The sequence below is a fragment of the Psychrobacter sp. PL19 genome (genome assembly GCF_017875835.1).
Taxonomy (GTDB): Bacteria; Pseudomonadota; Gammaproteobacteria; order Pseudomonadales; family Moraxellaceae; genus Psychrobacter.
This window is the reverse complement of sequence record NZ_JAGING010000001.1, coordinates 2047421-2068241: the sequence shown is the minus strand read 5'-3', so window position 1 is coordinate 2068241 and position 20821 is coordinate 2047421. Positions and strand designations below refer to the sequence as shown.

19 protein-coding genes are annotated in these 20821 nt (G+C 43.8%); 13 read left to right on the top strand and 6 right to left on the bottom strand.

Going from position 1 to position 20821, the window contains the following annotated elements; all coding sequences use genetic code 11:
- Window positions 1-77 precede the first annotated feature (77 nt).
- Window positions 78-947, bottom strand: a complete 870-nt coding sequence (gene rsmA / locus H4W00_RS08425) for a 16S rRNA (adenine(1518)-N(6)/adenine(1519)-N(6))-dimethyltransferase RsmA (RefSeq protein WP_209957195.1) — start codon at window positions 945-947, stop codon at window positions 78-80.
- A 199-nt stretch (window positions 948-1146) separates the two neighbouring features.
- On the bottom strand, window positions 1147-2235 hold the full coding sequence (pdxA, locus tag H4W00_RS08420; RefSeq protein WP_209957193.1) for a 4-hydroxythreonine-4-phosphate dehydrogenase PdxA: 1089 nt from the start codon (window positions 2233-2235) through the stop codon (window positions 1147-1149).
- Window positions 2236-2544: 309 nt separating this feature from the next.
- On the opposite strand from pdxA, the gene dnaB reads away from it, so the two are divergent.
- The 3 genes from dnaB (at window position 2545) to argF (ending at window position 6326) form a co-directional block, all read left to right on the top strand.
- Window positions 2545-3945 (top strand): replicative DNA helicase, encoded by a 1401-nt coding sequence (gene dnaB, locus H4W00_RS08415; protein WP_209957190.1) that lies wholly within the window; start codon window positions 2545-2547, stop codon window positions 3943-3945.
- Between the two features lie 163 nt (window positions 3946-4108).
- A complete protein-coding gene (gene alr, locus H4W00_RS08410; protein ID WP_209957188.1) occupies window positions 4109-5215 on the top strand; it encodes an alanine racemase in 1107 nt (368 codons plus the stop codon).
- Between the two features lie 187 nt (window positions 5216-5402).
- The gene (gene argF / locus H4W00_RS08405; RefSeq protein ID WP_209957186.1) at window positions 5403-6326 is read left to right on the top strand and encodes an ornithine carbamoyltransferase; all 924 of its coding nucleotides are present in this window, start codon (window positions 5403-5405) and stop codon (window positions 6324-6326) included.
- 217 nt (window positions 6327-6543) lie between these two features.
- On the opposite strand, the gene rpiA is transcribed toward argF, so the two are convergent.
- Window positions 6544-7206 (bottom strand): ribose-5-phosphate isomerase RpiA, encoded by a 663-nt coding sequence (gene rpiA, locus H4W00_RS08400; RefSeq protein WP_209957183.1) that lies wholly within the window; start codon window positions 7204-7206, stop codon window positions 6544-6546.
- A gap of 318 nt (window positions 7207-7524) precedes the next feature.
- Here rpiA and ilvA point away from each other — a divergent pair, with 318 nt between their 5' ends.
- The 7 genes from ilvA to H4W00_RS08365 all read left to right on the top strand — a co-directional run bounded on the left by ilvA (window position 7525) and on the right by H4W00_RS08365 (window position 14356).
- Window positions 7525-9078, top strand: coding sequence for a threonine ammonia-lyase, biosynthetic (ilvA, locus tag H4W00_RS08395; RefSeq protein ID WP_209957180.1), 1554 nt, complete (start codon window positions 7525-7527; stop codon window positions 9076-9078).
- 626 nt (window positions 9079-9704) lie between these two features.
- Window positions 9705-10127: an RNA-binding S4 domain-containing protein gene (locus H4W00_RS08390; protein ID WP_209957178.1), complete on the top strand. Its 423-nt coding sequence runs from the start codon at window positions 9705-9707 to the stop codon at window positions 10125-10127.
- A gap of 230 nt (window positions 10128-10357) precedes the next feature.
- On the top strand, window positions 10358-10882 hold the full coding sequence (locus tag H4W00_RS08385; RefSeq protein WP_209957176.1) for a low molecular weight protein-tyrosine-phosphatase: 525 nt from the start codon (window positions 10358-10360) through the stop codon (window positions 10880-10882).
- Window positions 10883-11084: 202 nt separating this feature from the next.
- Window positions 11085-12125 (top strand): UDP-N-acetylmuramate dehydrogenase, encoded by a 1041-nt coding sequence (gene murB / locus H4W00_RS08380; protein ID WP_327193418.1) that lies wholly within the window; start codon window positions 11085-11087, stop codon window positions 12123-12125.
- Window positions 12115-12885: a YdcF family protein gene (locus H4W00_RS08375; RefSeq protein WP_209959092.1), complete on the top strand. Its 771-nt coding sequence runs from the start codon at window positions 12115-12117 to the stop codon at window positions 12883-12885. Before murB ends, H4W00_RS08375 begins: the two co-directional genes overlap by 11 nt.
- A 123-nt stretch (window positions 12886-13008) precedes the next feature.
- The gene (gene ccoS / locus H4W00_RS12620; protein ID WP_327193400.1) at window positions 13009-13326 is read left to right on the top strand and encodes a cbb3-type cytochrome oxidase assembly protein CcoS; all 318 of its coding nucleotides are present in this window, start codon (window positions 13009-13011) and stop codon (window positions 13324-13326) included.
- 115 nt (window positions 13327-13441) lie between these two features.
- Complete coding sequence (locus H4W00_RS08365; protein WP_209957172.1) at window positions 13442-14356, top strand: sulfite exporter TauE/SafE family protein; 915 nt, start codon at window positions 13442-13444, stop codon at window positions 14354-14356.
- Window positions 14357-14615: 259 nt separating this feature from the next.
- Here H4W00_RS08365 and H4W00_RS08360 read toward each other — a convergent pair whose 3' ends face one another.
- Together H4W00_RS08360 and H4W00_RS08355 are read right to left on the bottom strand one after the other, a co-directional pair.
- A complete protein-coding gene (locus H4W00_RS08360) occupies window positions 14616-15770 on the bottom strand; it encodes a DEAD/DEAH box helicase (RefSeq protein ID WP_209957169.1) in 1155 nt (384 codons plus the stop codon).
- Window positions 15771-16027: 257 nt separating this feature from the next.
- A complete protein-coding gene (locus tag H4W00_RS08355; protein WP_209957167.1) occupies window positions 16028-16243 on the bottom strand; it encodes a cold-shock protein in 216 nt (71 codons plus the stop codon).
- Window positions 16244-16824: 581 nt separating this feature from the next.
- On the opposite strand from H4W00_RS08355, the gene aroQ reads away from it, so the two are divergent.
- Entirely contained in the window at window positions 16825-17304 is a 480-nt protein-coding gene (aroQ, locus tag H4W00_RS08350) for a type II 3-dehydroquinate dehydratase (protein WP_442966464.1), read from the top strand.
- 171 nt (window positions 17305-17475) lie between these two features.
- The gene (locus H4W00_RS08345) at window positions 17476-18771 is read left to right on the top strand and encodes an ABC1 kinase family protein (RefSeq protein ID WP_209957163.1); all 1296 of its coding nucleotides are present in this window, start codon (window positions 17476-17478) and stop codon (window positions 18769-18771) included.
- Window positions 18772-18848: 77 nt separating this feature from the next.
- On the opposite strand, the gene H4W00_RS08340 is transcribed toward H4W00_RS08345, so the two are convergent.
- Entirely contained in the window at window positions 18849-19679 is an 831-nt protein-coding gene (locus tag H4W00_RS08340) for an ion transporter (protein WP_209957161.1), read from the bottom strand.
- Between the two features lie 335 nt (window positions 19680-20014).
- Here H4W00_RS08340 and H4W00_RS08335 point away from each other — a divergent pair, with 335 nt between their 5' ends.
- The gene (locus tag H4W00_RS08335) at window positions 20015-20767 is read left to right on the top strand and encodes a YebC/PmpR family DNA-binding transcriptional regulator (RefSeq protein ID WP_209957159.1); all 753 of its coding nucleotides are present in this window, start codon (window positions 20015-20017) and stop codon (window positions 20765-20767) included.
- Window positions 20768-20821 lie beyond the last annotated feature (54 nt).

The window sequence follows — 20821 nt, the reverse complement described above, 5'->3', positions numbered from 1 at the left end:
ATACTTGATACTAAAGACCAAAATAACCTTTATCGGTGACAAAGGTACTATAGCTTTCTATTTCTGGCTCTCTATTTCTAAACCTCTACTTGTAAATGACGCGCATGATTGCTTAAATTCACAAAGTCACTAACACTTAAGGTCTCTGGACGCGCTTGTGGGTCTATAGCGCAAGCGGCAAAATCGTCTTCGCTTAAGGTGGGTAACAGAGTGGATTTCTTAAAAATAGCACGTAGGGTTTTGCGACGATGATTAAAGGTGTCGCGTACGACCAGGGCAAAATGTTGTTCATCTTCTGCTACTACTGGCTTGTTGATATGTGGAGTCAGGCGAAAAAAAGCACTGGTTACTTTGGGCGGCGGATTAAAAGCGCCTCTAGGGACGGTCAATAAATAATCAGTATCGCAATGATACTGCATGATCACCGATAGACGTCCGTAAGTCTTGCTACCAACATCGGCGGTAATACGCTCGACCACTTCCTTTTGCAACATAAAATGCATGTCTTGAATGACATCAGCGTAGCTGAGCAAATGAAACAGGATCGGGGTGGAAATGTTGTACGGTAGATTGCCCACCACACGTAGCTTACCGCGCTCAGGACTGTATAGCTCACGATAATCAACGTGCATGGCATTGGCTTTGATAATCGTAAAGTTTGGATGGCTGTTAGCACCAATCCGAATCCGTAAGCTGTCTGCTAAGTCGCGATCAAGCTCAACAACGGTCATGGCATCAACGTCAGCCAGTAACGGCTCAGTCAACGCACCCATACCAGGACCAATTTCTATTAGATTGTCATCACGATCCAAACGTATGCTATCGATAATCTGGCGAATCACACTACCGTCATGCAAGAAGTTTTGACCGAAGCGTTTGCGTGGCTGGTGTTTGGCAGTACGCAAACTGGCAGATAAGGTTTGGGCGTCAAACGAAGGTTTAGACATAAATAGTTCTTAATTTATAAAAATGAAATGATAGAGGCCATTAATAATGGCAGAACAAATGATAGTGCTTTGACTTTAAATTATACCACAGCTCATAATTAGGCTACATTGTCGTCCTACTATTAATTTATGTTCTTAGTAATGTATATTCTTAGGGATTGGTCTTATTAAGTTAATAAAGCTAATGCTCAATTAAGTATTAGCCTTTGGCAATCAGCGCCTTGTCGGCCATTTCATTTGCCATCACTAGCGCTTGGTATAAGCTCGTCGCACTTGCACCGCCGCGACCCGCCAAATCAAGCGCAGTACCATGATCTACAGACGTCCGAATATAAGGCAATCCTAACGTTAGATTGACGGTATCACCAAAGCCATGTGACTTAAGTACCGGCAGTCCTTGGTCATGATACATCGCAATGACCACATCACAGTGCTCCAAATGTCTTGGCGTAAATAGCGTATCAGCTGGCATCGCCTCAGAAATATCTATCCCTGCAGCGATAAACTCTTGCAAAACGGGATTGATAATTTCACTCTCTTCCACACCCAGGTGTCCACCCTCGCCAGCATGCGGATTTAGACCACAAACTAAAATTCGTGGTTTTGCGAGACCAAACTTTGACTGCATATCATCGAGCACAATTTGTATGGTCTGGCGTACATTCTCTTGAGTGATAGCAGCGGGCACATCTTTAAGCGCTAAATGAGTGGTTACCAGGGCCACTTTCATGGTGGGATTGGCCAGCATCATCACCACTTTATCACAGCCACTTTGCTGCATAAAAAATTCTGTATGACCACTAAACATGGTGCCATCTAGCAACTTGATATCAGCATCAATCAGCGCCGATTTTTGTAGTGGTCCAGTGACGATAGCCGCAACCGTGTTGCCGGACGCCAGCTGATGGGCGATTTCTAATTGCCGCGCCACCATTAACGCATTGTTAATCTCAATGTGTCCGGCGACTACAGGCGCGCCACAAGGCATATCAAGTAAAGTAAACCTGCTGTCATTAGCGTCATTATCAACAGCCGCCTGCTGTGAAATCTGCGTTATAAAGTCATCGACATCCGCTTGTGCCGTGACCGTTTGCCAAGAGGGACAGGTCTTTAATACGCCGGCAGCGACCAATTTATCGGCCCGCGCTTGCATGGCTTCAGCTTCAGCAGTGACCCAGATAGGTCGCGCAAAATCCTGTAGTTTACCTTGCTGTGCTAATAGCAGCACCACGTCCATGCCAATGCCCGCAGGCTCACCAGTAGTAATTAGTAGAGGTAGTTTTTGCATTGTGTCAGTGTCCTTGTTGATTCTATAAGTATAAGATTTTATTGTATTTTTTTATTATTGGTATCAGGGTCATTTAAGTGATCAGTCGTTAAGTCAAGCGACTGGTGAATGCAGATAAATTAGCCATTAGAAACCTAAGAAAGAGAATAATGTGGTAGACTTTCGCCTTTGATTGTAGCATTTACTGACAAGCGGTGAAGATGCGTTTTGGTATTTCTATCATAGAAGTACGACTCACTTTTTTAACGGTACCCGACTGTTATTTTTTATACCGATTTCCGAATACCGACTTTTAATAATTAGGCACCCATGGCAGACACCGACAAGACCGACGACTTGCTCAATCAGCAACCGCCACACAATATTGATATTGAAAAAGCCTTGCTGGCTTCTTTAATGAGTATTGAAGAGGCGTATGAAAAGATTGCCGATATCGTCACTAAAGACGACTTCTACGCGGGGCGACACCAATATATTTTTGATGCCATCGCTCACTTGGCGGCAGTAAACGAGCCTTATGACACGGTAATGGTCCATGACTGGTTAGAATCTCAAAAACTACTCAAAAACGCAGGTGGTGACAGTTATTTGGCGGATATTTTGAGCCAAAGCCCCGCGACTCTGTTTAACCTAACCGCTTATGCTCAGCGCGTCCGCGAACTGTCCACCTTACGCCAGTTAATCACTACAGGCAATGAGATGCTCACTCTAGCCTATCATCCTAAAGATCAAACCGTCAGTGATATTTTAGACAATGTTGAAGCCAAAATATTTAGTATCAATGAGCAGCATAACAAGCGCGCTGAACAACGTGGGCCAGTTGGCATTACATCCGTATTGAGCAACGTTATCGACAAGATTCAAGAGCTCAAATCCAACCCTGATGGCATGATTGGTTTGCAAACCCCATTTACTGAGCTTAACAATAAGACGCAAGGTCTACAAGCCGGTGATTTAGTGATTGTCGCCGCGCGTCCGTCTATGGGTAAGACCACCTTTGCTATGAACTTAGCAGAAGGCATTCTGTTCAATGAAGATCTGCCAGTAGTGGTATTTTCTATGGAAATGCCGGCGGAATCAATCGTTATGCGCCTATTGTCCTCATGGGGGGCGATTAATCAGACCCATTTGCGCTCAGGACAAATGAACGAGGATGAATGGGCCAAGATGATGAATGCCATTCAGCATTTGCAATCAAAGCATCTATATATCGATGACAGTACGGCACTTCCTCCTTCCGAGCTGCGTTCTCGCTGTCGCCGTATCGCCAAAAACCATGACGGAAAGTTAGGCGCTATCATCGTTGATTATCTACAATTAATGAAAGTTCCTGGTCTTGATACCAACCGGGTTGGAGAAATTTCTGAGATTTCTCGTAGCCTTAAAGCTTTAGCCCGTGAGCTTGAATGTCCAGTCATTGCACTATCGCAGCTGAACCGTAGTCTAGAAAACCGTCCAAATAAACGCCCTATCATGTCAGATTTGCGTGAATCTGGTGCTATTGAGCAGGATGCCGATTTGATTATGTTTATCTATCGCGATGAGGTCTATAATGAGAACTCAGACCACAAGGGCGTGGCTGAAATTATTATTGGTAAACAACGTAACGGCCCCATTGGTACTTTACGCTTAGCTTTTGAGGGACAATTTACCCGTTTTACCAACCTCACACCTGAATATTATCAAGGCGTTACCTTTGATGATGAATAGCACTCAGTCGTGATTAATAGTAAACAAACCTTTTAGCAACACAACTGATAATACAGTTGATAACACATTTAATAATACGGCGCTACTGATCGTAAATCGCTATTCATAACAATAGCTTTGACTACTCAGTGGCTTGAAAACCCTGCTAACAAAGAAGCCGATCATGCGCACTATTACCATTAAATCGCAAGCCCTCACTCATAACCTCAACCAAGTAAAAAAACTTGCTCCTCACGCTAAAGTCCTAGCCATGGTAAAAGCCAATGCTTACGGTCATGGTATTAAAGCGGTCTTGCCAGCATTGCAGCAAGCAGATGGTATTGGGCTGGCAACTTTTAGTGAAGCAGTAGAAGCGCGGCAATTAGGCTGGGATAAAACGATTGGTTTAATCGAAGGGGTGTTCAGTGCTGATGAGTGGCAGCAGGCTATTGAGCAATCATTCAGTTGTGTGATTCATCATGATCCGCAGTTGGATTGGGCGTTAGCAAATGTACCGCCTGCGAATAGTCCAACACGGCAGGTATGGCTCAAATACAATACCGGCATGAATCGTCTAGGCTTTGATGAGCAAACCATTGTCCAAGCAGCGCAGCGTCTGCATGATGCCGGCTACCAACTGATTCTTGCTACTCATTTTGCTAATGCAGATGATTGTAACCACCCATTGAATGCTATTCAAATACAGCGTTTTTCTGACATGCTGAATGTTCTACGAGAGGGTGTTGACCGAGACATCAAAGGATCATTATGCAATTCAGCAGGATTAGTGAATTTTCCTGACAACCATTATGACTGGGTGCGCCCAGGCATTATATTATATGGTAGCTCACCGCTTACGGATAAATCTGCTGCTGACTTAGGTTTACAGCCTGTAATGGTCTTTAGTGCACAAATTATGGCTTTCCAAACCGTCAAAGCTGGTGATGCTGTTGGTTACGGTAGTCGCTGGGCTGCGCTACAAGATACCAGAACGGCGCTGGTCAGCATAGGCTATGGTGACGGTTACCCACGGGTACTCAATGAAGATGCTTATGTTTGTGTCATTGATAAGACCAGCAACCAAAGCTACTCATGCCCAGTTCGTGGTCGGGTCGCGATGGATATGATTGTTATTGATATCAGCGCAGCACCCAAAGATATTGCTTTAAATAGCGAGGTAGTGCTGTGGGGCGGTGCACCTCACGTTGATGAAGTGGCCACTCATGCCGGTACTATTGGCTATGAGCTACTGTGCCGACTTAGTACACGTCCAGTACGCATACAAGATTAATCCGTATAATACGCTAATATGCTTAACTCTCCTCTTACAGGCTTAGTTATTATGGCGAAATTGGGCGTTTACATTGGCATTAATTACGCTATACTAAAAGTTTGTTGTCACCATAGTATAGCTAATAATGCGATGCTATTGACGGCTGATAACGTTTCATTGACTGTGATTGACTGCTAGGATTGTTATGAGTTTGCGCCATTTTTTGACCTTATCTGATTTAACCAAACAAGAACTAGAAGCCCTTATAAAACGCGCAAGCGAACTACGTAAAATGCAACATGCTGGCGAGATTTATCAGCCCTTTGTTGGTCGTACGCTAGGTATGATCTTTGAGAAGTCATCAACCCGTACGCGCATATCTTTTGAGACTGGCATGGGCCAATTTGGTGGTAATGCTATTTTCTTATCGCCAAAAGACACTCAGCTCGGTCGTGGTGAGCCATTAGAGGACTCAGCACGTGTGATATCGAGCATGGTCGATATCGTTATGATTCGTACCTTCGAGCATCAGATTGTTGAAACTTTTGCAGAATATTCCAGTGTGCCGATTATAAATGCACTTACCAACGAGTTCCATCCTTGTCAGCTGCTTGCCGATATGCAGACCTATCATGAGCACCGCGGTAGTATCGAGAATAAAATCGTGACCTGGGTGGGTGACGGCAATAATATGTGCTCTTCATTCATGCAGGCCGCAAATCAATTCGGCTTTGAGCTGCGCGTGGCGGCTCCCTATGGCTTTGAGCCTGACCCTGAGCTTATGAAACGTTTTTCACACTGCGTCAGCCTGGTTGAAAATGTCCAAGATGCGGCCAAAGACTCAAACTTGATTGTCACAGACGTGTGGGCAAGTATGGGGCAAGAGTCTGAACAAAGCACCCGGGCGCGCCGCTTTGCCCCTTATCAAGTGACGCCATCACTATTAGATAAAGCCGATCCGGAAGTGGTTTTCATGCACTGCTTGCCTGCGCATCGCGGCGAAGAAATCTCGCATGATATGCTTGATGATCCACGCTCAGTAGTGTGGGATGAAGCAGAAAACCGCCTACATGCGCAGAAGGCATTAATGGAATTTTTATTAAAGGATAAAATTAAGCTGCCTGCTTAATAAAGACATTAATGAAACAAAGCGTTCTAAAGGTAATCTTGTAGAGAAATAGCGTACCTAAAAATCATAGGCAATAAAGAAGGCAGGTTACCGACGTAACCTGCCTTTATTATGCCCCTTCAATAGCGCTTATGGCCTGGCTAGTATTGTTGTTATTTTTCGCAAGCAGATACGTTTAGAGTCAATATCATTCTTACTATTATCAATAGGTAATCCATTAAGAACGCATCAATACATCTACTCCAGTACTACTCGCCTTTAACAAAACATCCGCTTGGTTGGCTGCAAAAACTCCATTGCAGACTACGCCTACGATATTATTTAACTGTTGCTCAAGTGCCAGTGGATTACTAACATCCAAATCATAAGTGTCTAAAATAACATTGCCATAATCAGTGACAAAGTTCTCTCGATATACGGGCTCACCGCCCATTTGTGCTAATTGGCGGGCGACATAAGAGCGCGCTTGTGGCAATACTTCAATGGGTACTGGAAACTCGCGCCCAAGAAACTTAACCATTTTGCTATCATCAACCATACAGATAAACTTGTTGGATGCGGCTGCGACAATTTTTTCACGGGTCAATGCCCCACCGCCACCTTTAATCAATTGCAAATGTTCATTCACCTCATCAGCACCATCAATATAGACATCCAGCGTACCCGCAAAATTTAAATCAACTATTTCTATCCCTAAAGCCTTGAGCCTATCTTCTGTCACCTGCGAGCTGGCAACCGCACCGGCAAGCTTCAGCGAGGGCAATAACTCAATCAGACAGTTGACGGTACTACCTGTCCCCACACCAAGTATCATATCGTCTTCGATATAACGTAGAGCAGCCTTAGCGGCGGCTTGCTTTTGTGCGTGCTGATCGCTCATCATAAATCCTTGGCAAGGTAAACTTATCACTATAAAACAGGTAAAATGCGCGGCCATTATAACTGATGGCTATGACGGATGTCAGGGTGATGCTGATTTTAATTTAGTCACTGTTTGGTTGCCGCACATTGCTCCTATAGACTATATTTATCTAAAATAAAGGCTAGTAGGCACTCTATAAGCCAAATTATCCAGCGACCAGGTTATTAAAAATTGCAATTGCATCTTGCAAGATGTTAAAAATCAGCATAGGCTGAGCTATTTCATTTTTATCTTCATCTATCACCTATTTATTCATCACCTAAACTAGGAGTCATTATGCTGTCACACTGGGTACGAGCCATATTGCAAGCTACCGTCTATGACGTTGCCATTCAAACCCCACTTGAGCCTGCACCCAAGCTAACCCAGCGTTTTGCTAATGACATTCGCCTCAAGCGCGAAGACTTGCAGCCAGTTTTTTCGTTTAAATTACGCGGTGCTTATAACCGTATTAGTCAACTGAGCGACGAGCAAAAATCTCATGGCGTTATTTGTGCTTCAGCGGGTAACCATGCTCAAGGCGTCGCTTATTCTGCCCGCAAGTTGTCACTAAAGAACATTATCGTTATGCCAACCACTACTCCTGATATTAAGGTTGATGCGGTCAAGGCGTTAGGTGGCAACGTTGACTTGCATGGCGATAGCTTTGACGAGGCCAACCGCTACGCAATCGACCTTGCGCAGCGTGAAGGCTTGACCTTTATTCCACCTTATGATGATGAGCTAGTGATTGCTGGACAAGGCACCATTGGTCTTGAACTGACCCAACAATGGCGCAATATGGATTATGTCTTCGTGGCAGTAGGCGGCGGCGGTCTGATTTCAGGTATTGCTGCATTCTTAGGCGAAGTGGCGCCACACGTCAAAGTTATCGCCGTAGAGGCCGATCAATCCGCTTGTCTAAAGGCGGCACTTGAAGCGGGCTCACGCGTGAAACTTGAACAAGTTGGCTTATTCGTCGATGGGGTGGCAGTGGCGCAAATTGGTGAATTACCTTTTGACGTTATCCGTACCCAAAAAAGTGATAATTCAGGACCGATTGTTGAGCCTGAAGTCGTGACCTGTACTAATGATGAAGTCTGTGCTGCTATTAAAGACGTTTTTGAAGAAAATCGTAGTATCGTTGAGCCAGCTGGCGCACTATCAGTGGCTGGCATGAAAAAATATATCAAGGCACATGACTTGCAAGGCAAAAACTGTGTGGGTATCATCTGTGGTGCCAACATGAACTTTGACCGTTTGCGTTATATCGCAGAACGTACTGAAATTGGCGAGAAGAAAGAAGCTATTTTTGCAGTGACGATTCCTGAGCAAACCGGTGCATTTTTAAACTTCTGTCGCAGCTTACATGGTCGTAATATTACTGAGTTTAACTACCGTGCGGATAACCAGCTGTCTCCAGACTCTATGGACCCTGCAGCAATATTTGTCGGTATCGGGTTAAAAGAAGGCGATAAAGAGCGGCAAACAATCAGTAATCAGTTAGCAGCTGACGGCTATGCGGCGCATGACTTAACTGATGATGATATTGCCAAATCGCATATTCGCCATCTAATTGGTGGCCATGCTCACGTGGCAAACGAACAGTTATTAAAAGTCACCTTCCCTGAACGTCCTGGCGCGTTATTGACTTTTTTAGAAAAGTTGGGCGATGATTTTAATATTACCCTGTTCCATTATCGCAATCATGGTGCTGCTGAGGGTCGGGTATTAGTTGGCTTACAAGCTTCTGAAAGCAATTCGCGTTTACTACAAGACGCGCTACTCGATATCGGCTATGACTGTACTGCTATTAATGACAATATCGGCTATCAGCTATTTTTGAAATAGGCTAGCCGCTACTGGTGGTCCAAGAATAGCTACTACCAGCATAGTTACTAGTAGTGACACCCAGTTAAAAACGATTTTGATCTTTATACCGAGTGACCTATCGTTTTTATAACGGGTTACCTTACTCGTAAAACTCTAATTTATCAAAAAGCGCTGAGAGTCACATCTTGGTTAAATATATTTTAAGATTCAGGGCATTATATCAGTCCTAATTAGTATTCAACCAAGGCAAAGACTCATAAAAAAGTGCCTACTTAAAATGATTAAAGTATACCTATGCAATTATCCATTGAAGATGCTTGGAAGCTTAAGTGGATTTTAGGAAAAATGCCCTCATATTAAGAAAGTATCTCAGATACTCTGTAGTCATTATCGGACGCGCCAGCTGATTATATTGATGCCAGGCGTAGAGCCATTATTAGGTTCGAGCTCGCCATAGCCGAAGTTAGTTTTATAGTAATACTCTAAAACCGCTTAGTTATAACGTTACTTTAGTATCAGTCATTTAAGTATAAAATCAGTTACTTATAAGCGACTTGAATATAAAATCTCGATAACCCGTTAATACTTATACTTTTTACACAGATTGGCAGTATCTTGTTCGATCTGTATTCAAAGGAATCACTATGAAAAATAATCTTGATAATAGCAACCAAGCCTTACTCAAAATTCGCCTCGATAAATGGCTATGGGCGGCACGATTTTATCGGACGCGCACTCTTGCTAAGCAGGCTATTGAGAGTGGACGTGTCCATTATGGCGGTAGCCGTGTAAAGACCAGTAAAGAGATTGCGATCGGAGACGAGTTAACGATTCGCCAGGGCTCGGCAACCGCAATGACAGAAAAAACGGTTATCGTTGAAGCCTTAACGGCGCAACGTGGCAACGCCGACGCCGCACAAGTTTTATATTCAGAAACTGAAGACAGTGAAGAGCGCCGCGCTTATTATGCCGAACAGCGCAAATTGGCCAATCTTGCTCGACCAGATAACAAGCCCAATAAGAAAGAGCGCCGTGAGTTGCATCGCTTTAAAAACAATCAGGACTAACGACTAGGCACAATTGACGGACTATTAAAAGCTGTCTAAATATTATATACGCTATAGATTCAGCATCCATCCATTGAATGACCCTATTGTTTAGCCTCTGCCCTTGCCATTCGTGCCATTAACCGTTACGCTGAGGGTTGATTTTCTTACTCATTTGCATGCTAATAAACAGCATTACCCGTGCTGGTTTCTTATGGCATGCTTTTTTTGTTGTCATAAAAGGTTGTCTTATGCAGGTTAAAGCATCTACCCCATCGTCTGTATTGTTGGTTTGTTTGGGCAATATCTGTAGGTCACCCACTGCCGAAGAGATCTTTCGTCAGCAAGTGGCTATAGCAGGGTTTGCGATGAAAGTAGACTCAGCAGGTACAGGGGACTGGCATATCGGCCACGCACCAGATGCCCGTGCACAGCGCCACGCTAAAACTCATGGCTATAACATCAGTAAATTGGTAGCCCGCCAGGTGAGTGCCGACGATTTCCGTAATTTTGATTTGATTTTGGCCATGGACGCGCAAAACTTGGCAGACTTACAAGTACTTAAAGACAGCATTGTCGATTCAGACAACGCAACAGCCATTACTGATCCATCGAAAAGACTGGCCAAGCTGGCCTTATTTAGCGAAGAAGATCCGACCTATGGCGGTGATGATGTTCCTGATCCCTATCAAGGTGACGGCGATGCTTTTGAAGACGTGATTAAACGTATTGAGTCAAGTGCACAGGCTTGGATTGAGAGTTGGAAGACCCTATAGAAATAAGATGCTAGATTTCTCGTCCTTTTGATCAGCGTATCCTCTATAATAAGCACCGCATGACTTGTTATTTACTCGCTAAACAGGCTACCTTATGACCTCAGATGTGCGCCTTGATCTCAGTGTCCAGTGTGATTTATCCCCTGGCTTTGCATATGAAAGATTATGTGATGAGCCATATGACCTATCACATGCCAATACTATGGCGCTGGCATGTGTTGCCGACTCCGTAGTGATGTTAGCGGATGAGGCGCAGCTTGATAGCTTTATGGCAAGTTATCAAAAAACCGCTGAACATAATCGACCATTATTTGTGCTGTCCGGCGGTAGCAATGTGTTGTTACCCGCACAATTAAATGCAATTGTACTGCGACCACAAATGCGCGGTATCACCGTCAAAGCTCAGACAGAAACCCATGTCGATATCGAAGTTATGGCCGGGGAAAACTGGCATGATTTAGTCATCTATACAGTCGAGCAAGGCTGGTATGGACTTGAAAATCTCGCCCTCATTCCAGGTTTGACCGGTGCCGCCCCCATTCAGAATATTGGCGCTTATGGCGTTCAGTTAGAAGACTGTTTGCAGTATGTGCGTGCCTATCATTTACCCACCGGGACCTGGCGGCACCTATCGGCCATTGACTGCGAATTTGGTTATCGGGACAGTGTCTTTAAACGCTCGCCAAATACATGGCTGATCAGTCGCGTGGGTTTTCGTCTGCATCTAGATCCAACACAAGTTTTAGCCAGTTATGGCGATGTGCAATCGGTAGCGCAGAATTATGCTGCGCAAAACCGACGCACACAGCCCACTCCTGCTGATGTGATGCAAGCCATTATCGATATTCGCACACAAAAACTGCCGGACCCTAAGCATCTGCCTAATTGTGGGAGTTTCTTTCAAAACCCTGTTATTAGTAATGCCCAATTTGCAGCACTGCAAGTCACTTACCCTGATATTGTCGGCTACTCCATGCCTGAGTCCATGGTTAAGGTCGCCGCAGGCTGGCTGATTGAGCAAGCGGGTTTAAAAGGTGGCGGTATTGCCCCCATTCTTACGCATCAACAACAGGCACTAGTGCTTACCAATCACAGGCCTTATCAGGCCACTCAAAAAGATGTGGCTCAAGCCCAACGGTATATTTCGACTTGTGTTTACAATAAATTTGCGATTACCTTATCTCGTGAGCCTATTTTAGTGAATGCTGATGGCTCAATTGGGCATGGCACGCATGTGGTCTAAAAAGTCGTGGTCTAAAAATCTATCACGATATTACCTGCGATCAGCTGAACGGATGGCCAAACTGTTTCGTATTATTAATATTACCTTTATACTCGGATCAACGTCCGTCATCTTAGTGCTTATTAGTTTATTCACGCCGCTATTTTCGCAAACGGTTGTCTATATACTGAATCATCTGCCTTTACCCCATATGCCAGCCGCCATTATGAATGCACCACCGACCGCTTACGTGGTGCTTGGTGGTGGTCTCACTAATGATAATAACAATCAGATTATTCTCAATCGCTATAGCCTCAACCGCGTTCGTACCGCAGCCACCGCCTATCACGATCTACCACTACCCATTGTACTAAGTGGGGCTGAAGCGCCTTGGCTTAGCCAGTGGCTCATCGAACATGGTATTGAGGGCTTAATAAGTGAAAATGCCAGTATGAATACCTGCGAAAATGCACGCTTTACCGCCAAACGTATTCCGCTACATCATGTCTATCTTATTACCGATAGCTACCATATGGCTCGTGCACGACGACAGTTTGCTCTAAACGGCATTAATAGCACCCCAATTAATGCGCCCTTGCCCGTCAGACGCGATTGGATGGCACCGGCACAAAACCTGAGTCATTCAAGGCGCGCTGTTTATGAAATTGCGGCTTACCTACGTGATGTGCTACGCCCACAATTAGACTGTCGCCGCGCCGAAGATATAACACCGCAACAGTTATTAACGCCCAGAGGTAGCGCGGTAAAAACTTTCAATTAGAATCTATGTCTAAAACACGTTTGTATCCTATGTAATCTTGCTCATTCTTTCCCCCGATAGCAGTCACTTGATATGCCAATAATCAGCGTATAATATAGTGAACTGTCAGCTAAGAGGTCTATAATGCTCAGCATATTCTTATTAATTCCATTGAGCTTGATGTTGTTTGTGGTGGCTATTTGGGCAGTACGCTATGCGGTAAAATCCAACCAGTTTGAAGACCTAGATAACGCCTCTCAACGCATTATTTTAGATGACCGCCAAGAGCGCAGACAAACCATTCAGGCTCATGAGCAAACTGAGGCTACTGTTGATGGTGCTGACACCTCACTTACCGACAACAACATCAATAACGATGCCAATGATCATCAACCAGTCGATAGCGTCAAGGTAGATGATGCAGTTAGCCTTACTGATACGAATCACACCCCGAAAATATAAAGCCTTGATAGGTATTACTTGCCTGCGTTTTCTGGTGGTGGCCAGTATACTTAGTAAATGACTGTCGGTAAAAAATAGAGTTACATTTCAATATTTATTGTAGGAGATACTCATTATGACCACCGCCTTATTGGTCGCAGCATTATTGATGGGGTTTTTTGGTTCACCGCATTGTTTGGGTATGTGCGGCGGTCTGGTGACGGCATTTGGGCTGTCTATGAAAGATGTCAGTCCAGCTAAGCGCCGTGCTCTGGTCGCCACCTATCATCTGGGACGTCTAACCAGTTACGCATTCTTAGGCTTAGTCGCAGGACTTATTGGTACCACTGTGTTAGAGCCATTAATGAAGGGTAATAGTACGCCGCGTATTTTACTGGGATTGGTACTGGTTTTTGTTGGCGTGACCATGCTTGGCGCACCCTTTTTGACCAAGCTTGAGCGTTTTGGTATGCGCTTTTGGCAGTACCTTAGCCCACTTCGTCAAAAAGTATTTCCACTAACCACTTTCCCACGTGCACTAACTGCTGGTCTACTTTGGGGCTTCTTGCCTTGTGGCTTGGTCTACGGTGCCCTACTTATCGCAATAGTCGCCCACAATCCGTTGAGCGGTGCAGCATTGATGTTTGTCTTTGGCTTAGGTACAGTGCCAATGCTGGTTGCCACGCACGAAACCGTTGGCTGGTTACGCGATAAGATTGGGCGTTTTCGCTTAAGACAGCTGAATGGCGCTATTATGGTGTTATCTGGCTTAGCAGTTATTGTTGTACCCATGGTAATGGCTAACATGCACAGTGGGCATGGCGGTGGCGATGCACAGATGGATCATGGCAGCCACTCTGCTATGACGACGTCTAATCCGGAACGTTCTGAAGCAACCACGGCCGATATGAGTCAAATGAATCACGACATGACGCCCGATAGCGATAATGCTATGGATCATAGTATGCAAGACATGAGCACTATGCCAGATGTTACGTCGAATAATATGCCAAGTACTATGCCAAGCGATCGTGATACGAACACTAATTAGTCCACTACCTTGAATCAAGATTAATGAGAAGCTAGTGAGTCATCACCACACCAAGTTAAGAGCATCACATTATTAATGTCCATAAAAATCCCTTAACGCCAATCATGACGGTAAGGGCTTTTTATTTTGAACACGATGGCCAATGAGCAAGACCTCAATCGACTACAAGCAAAACCAGTTCGAGTTGTGGCTGGTTTATTAAAGCCGGTACATTAAGCCAGTCTGATGCTACAACAGGTTGATGTTTGCTCTATAACAACTATTGTTGCCACTGCTCAAGGGTAAACTTAGTATCTAAATGCTTCTCTAACGCCGGTATATTAAAAGCATCGTCCTCACTGACGAAGCTAATACTGATTCCTGTTTGTCCGGCGCGGCCTGTACGACCAATGCGATGCACATAATCATCTGGTTGATCGGGCAAAGTATAATTGACCACATGACTGATATCATCAACATGAATGCCTCGTCCCGCCACATCAGTCGCTACCAAAATAGAGGCATGACCATCTTTAAAGCGTTGTAAGTATTTTTCACGCTTTTGCTGAATGACATCACCTGATAGCATCACAATTTTGTGTGCTTGACGTAGCTTATGATAGAGACGCTTCACTTGATCTTTACGATTGGCAAATACAATCACTTTTTCCACCGCTGTGTCGGTAATAATGCGCTGTAGAGCTTCTAGCTTCTGATCTTCTGTGAGTAAGTAAAAATGCTGATCAACCAGCTCACTGGTCTTATGCTCCGGCTCAATTTCAACGAATTGTGGCTCATGTAACCAACGATAGGCCAAGTTCATCACATCTTGGTTAAATGTTGCTGAAAACAATAAACTTTGACGATCAGTGTTGGGCGGCATCCGTCCTACTAAACGCTTGATATCAGGGATAAAACCCATATCCAACATACGATCTGCTTCATCTAATACCAGTACTTCCACCCGATCAAGATAAACCATACCTTTATTCATTAGATCAATCAGACGTCCAGGTGTGGCAATCAGAATATCGACGTATTGGCGCTCAAGCTCGTGCTGCTGAGTTTCATAATTGGTGCCACCCATGATACAGACACTATGTAACGAGGTATATTTGGTCAGCATGATGCAATCATCAAATATTTGCTGAGCCAACTCGCGTGTTGGTGCCATAACGACCGCGCGTGGCTCGCCTAAATAACGCTCTTCATCAGGAGTAAAGGGACGAGTAAGTAGCGCTTCCATAATAGTGAGCAAAAATGTTGCCGTCTTGCCAGTGCCGGTTTGCGCCTGGCCGATGGCATCTTGATGTGCCAATGTGTGCGGTAATATTTGGGCTTGAATAGGAGTCAGTTGGGTGAAACCTAAATCACTTACCGCGCGTAGGGTCGGCGCTGAAAGTGGCAAATCAGTAAATGTCGTAAAATTACTCAAAAAATCATCCTTTTATATTGACCGCTTGTATATTAACCAGTGATGGGCTCACGGTAAGCCTTGTGGTAGCCAGTATATAAATACAAATGACTATATTTCTGTAAACCAAAAACATAAAAAAGCCAAGCCTGACATCTGTCTCTTACCAAATACGCTGCGATAAACTCAACATCGGTAAGATCAGACGGGCTTGACTTAGTAGTATATCAGTAGTTTATACAGACATTATAGCTAAACTACCCTAATGTCTATGCGGATCACTCTTCTACTTTTCTGACCTCTTCAGCTTGAAGACCTTTATCGCCTTCTACCACACTGAATTCAACTTTTTCGCCGTCTTTTAGAGAACGATAACCATCACCTTGAATCGCGCGGAAATGGACGAAAATATCTTCTCCACTATCACGTTGAATGAAACCAAAGCCTTTTGAATCATTAAACCACTTTACAATACCTTCCTCACGAGCTGACATAATATTACTTCCTAAAAAGTTTATTTAGCCCCAAATTCCTTTGCAACATTGCATATAAACGGGGTCTAAAATTATGAGATCAAAATCTAAGAGTACTGCTCTAAATACTGTTGTTCAAACATTTCAAGTTTATATTCATAGCCACTTTTATCATTTGGTGTGCACCATTTAACAAAAGACTTTCTAAATCAAGACGATTATATTTTATCCGTATTGGTTAGTGCTACCATCATGATGGAATCACTCCTTAGAACATAATAAGTAACAAACTTACAATACTTATTACTTAAAAATATCATAGCACGGGTTTTTAGTAACATAAAGTCTTTTAACATGATTTTTAAAGGCTAACGCAGTTTTTTAGACAATTTTTTATAATCTAACCGGCAAGCTGCTATGATAAAGGGCTAGAGCAAAAATTATTAGGTTTATTCGCTACTATACGACCATTTTATATTTATTGATGATTGACCGTCTTAGCCGTTTGTCGTATCAATACTTTTTTTATATTTATAGAGAAACTTATGAGTAATTCTTCTCAATCGGTAATGCCAACTAATCTCTCTAGTTCGAGAGCAACCATGCCACTTACCCGTAGACTGTTACTTGTTAATGGGGTAAATCTTAATCTGCTAGGTAAGCGTGAGCCTGATATTTATGGTCATACTACCCTCGCCGATATTGAGACGAACTTAATCAACCGTGCCGCTCAGCATGGTATTGAGCTGACTTGTATTCAATCAAATCATGAAGGAAAACTCGTTGATGACATTCAGCATTACGGCCTGTTAGCAGAAGCCACAGCGCAAGTAGACGCGATTATCATCAATCCTGCCGCTTTTACTCATACCTCGGTCGCGCTACGTGATGCTTTATTAGCGACTCAAAAACCGTTTATTGAAGTGCATTTATCTAATGTCCATACGCGAGAATCTTTTCGGCAGCATTCTTACTTAAGTGATGTGGCAGTCGGGGTTATCTGTGGTCTGGGGCATTTAGGCTATCAGATGGCATTGGATTACTGGCTGATCAACACTTACGCCGTAAATTTAGAGCGTTGATTGTGCATCATTGATAATAGTAACTAAAGCAGACTGGTTAAATAGTGACAGCTTGAGTAAAATAGGCTTGGGTAAAAATACCTAGAGCATCCATAGCCTAGCTTTTGTAATAAAATAAACCTTACAATCAAAAACTTGACTCAATCAATAGTCCAATACACGGTGATATGAATGGCAAAATCGTCCAGAAAACGCTTTATGAAACTCGCTGGCATGACTGCAAGTATTGCGGGGAAAGCGGCTAAAAACTCATTGAAGCATCTCTCTAGTGACGAAGAAAAACGCCTGCAAGCGCGCTCAGAGTTGATGCAAGACGTGGGTATCCAGATAGCTGAAACCCTTGGAGAAATGAAGGGTGCGGTGATGAAAGTGGGACAGATTGCCTCACAATATAAAGATGTGTTCCCACCTGAAGTGGCAAATGCCCTTGAAAAGCTGCAAAAAGACGCACCGCCAATGCCTTACGCACAGATACTCGCGCAAGTTGAGCGTGAGCTAAAAGCGCCTATTGACCAGCTGTTTACTGAATTCGAAGAAACATCGTTTGCCGCCGCGTCTATTGGACAAGTCCATAAGGCGACTCTACCCTCTGGGCAAAGGGTGGTCGTCAAAGTACAGTATCCTGATGTCGATGAAAACTGTGATAGTGACCTTAAACAAGTGCGTATGGCGCTCAAGATAGCCGGCGTTCTTAATATGAGCCGTGAGTTACAGAACCAGCTGTTTGACGAGATTCGCCAAAGCTTACATGACGAGCTAGACTATATAAAAGAGGCTCATAATCTGCGTGTGTTTGGCGCCTTCCATGCCGATGATACAGGCCTTATTATTCCCAAGGTTATCAGTAGCCACTCTTCTAAACGGGTATTGACTTTGACTGAAGAGATGGGCGAAACGCTGACGGTAGCAGCAAGCTGGGACAATACTATCAAACAAAAAATTGCAGAGCGCTTATTTCATTTTACTGCCGGACAGCTATTTGGTCTATACCGGATGCATTGTGACCCGCATCCAGGTAACTTTGCCTTTCGAGCTGATGGTAGCGTAGTCGCTTATGATTTTGGCGGGGTTCGCAGCTATAGCGATAGTGAAGTTCAGTTGTTTCGACGCTTTGCTCAACATGCCATAAAAGGCGATGTAACGGCGCTTGAACAAGATTTAGTAGCCCTTGAAGTACGCCGAGATGATGATAAAAATATTCCAGGTGAATTTTACCAAAAATGGCTAGAAATTGGACTCAAACCCTTGTCTATCAAGCCTTATCAAGATGGCGCTTTTGATTTTACTAGCAGTCAGGTGCACCACGAAGCCATAGCTCAAATGCGCACATCTTTAAAGTATTTCGGTCAGTTCCAACCATCAGCTACTACTATGATGCTAGATCGTACGGTATCCGGTCAGTATTGGAACCTAGTCAACCTGGGAGTCGAAATCGATTTGTCACCATTAGTTGCTGACTATCTATAAACGCCACAGCACTCATCCTATAAACATCACAGCACTCATCGCCCTACACATACCCAAAGTTATGGAATGGCTGTTTGTTATATATGTAGCGCATGCCCACAACGATCACAAAACTCTGCTCCTACTGCATGACCAAATTTACCGCAGTTCGGGCAGGTGACTGGATTGAGCTGTGGACGCAGATTACGTGCCAGCTCAGCAGTAAAAATCCCTGTAGGTACCGCGATAATGGAATAACCAGTAATCATGACCATAGAAGCAATGGCTTGTCCTAGCGGTGTTTTTGGCGATATGTCACCGTAGCCTACCGTGGTCATGGTGACAATAGCCCAATAGATAGATAATGGAATACTGGTAAAGCCGTTTTCTGGCCCTTCAACCACATAAATAACCGATCCGAAAATCGTTACTAATAGTACTAAAGATAAGAAAAATACGGTGATTTTCTGTTGGCTGGTTTTTAGAGCAGAGGCTAAAAATCCTGCTTGCTGCATATAAGCTTTCAGCTTGAGCACTCGGAAAATGCGTAAAATACGCAAGATACGTATTACTAGTAGATATTGTACACCCACGAACATTAAGCTCAAATAACTGGGTAGCACCGACAATAGATCCACTACGCCAAAGAAACTAAAGACATAACGGAACCGATTGGGCGCTGAAAATAGTCTTAAAACATACTCAATGGTAAATAAAATAGTAAAGAACCATTCAGTATAGAAAAATATCGTGCCATACTGTAAGCGCATATACAGCACACTATCGAGCATCACTACAGCCACACTGGCCAAAATCGTAATCAATAACATGATGTCGAATAGCTTACCCAAACGAGTGTCTGTGCCTTCAATAACGATGTGAATGCGCTTACGTAGCTGGATAACGGCTTCAGTGGTTGATTGCTTCATAGGATCAATGGCGTCATAAGAATAAGGGCTTTATAAAACCGAATAGTTTAAACGGAAATGAAAGAGTGGGATTAGTTAAAATGATGACAATAGCTGCATATTAGTGTCAACTGATAGCGGTCACCGCCCTATAATACTTGTCACAGTGTAGCAAAAAACCATTATTAGCGACATACAAATTGTCAACTCACACGTAAGCTTGTTATTACAAACAAGCTTGATGAGCGTAAACTTGCTGAGCGTAAAGTAGAAACTGTGTGGGTAATTATAGGCCGTTGTTGTCAGCAGCGCTTTGATCAAGATACTAAATAACAAGCAAAAATTAAGGATATCGTATGGCAGGCCATTCAAAATGGGCAAATATCAAACACCGTAAAGCCCGTCAGGATGCGGTAAAGGGTAAAGTCTTTACTAAAATTATTCGTGAGATTGTCTCAGCTGCCAAGCAAGGTGACCCCGACCCTGATAAAAATCCACGCCTGCGAGCCGTGATTGAAAAAGCGCTATCAGTCAATATGACTCGAGATACCATCAATCGTGCGGTTGCTCGCGGTGCTGGTGGCGGTGACAATGATAATATGGAAGAAGTTAACTACGAAGGCTATGGTATCGGCGGCGTAGCAGTATTGGTTGAAACCATGACTGATAACCTCAACCGGACCGTCAGTGAAGTGCGTCACGCCTTTACCAAGCATGAAGGCAATCTTGGCACTTCAGGCTCAGTCGCGTATTTATTTAACAAACGTGGTGAAATTAGCTTTAATGACCTGGGTTTAGAAGATGAGATTATGCTTGCTGCCTTAGATGCTGGTGCGCTTGATATCGAAAATGATGGTGAGACCCTAGTGGTTATCACTGAAGTCGATAGCTTTGGACGTGTTAAGGATGCTCTTAATGCCGCAGGTCTCCTCTCTGACAACGCTGAAGTAACCATGTCACCAGCGACTAGCGCTGAGATTGATAATATTGATGACGCGCTAAAAGTCATGAAAATGATTGATATGTTAGAAGACATCGATGATGTGCAAGAGGTCTATACTAATGTCAATTTCTCAGATGAAGTCATGGCAGAGCTTGAAGAACACTGATCACTATTAATCTAAATCAGCTTAAAAATCATGTTAGTCGCAAAAAAGCCAAAC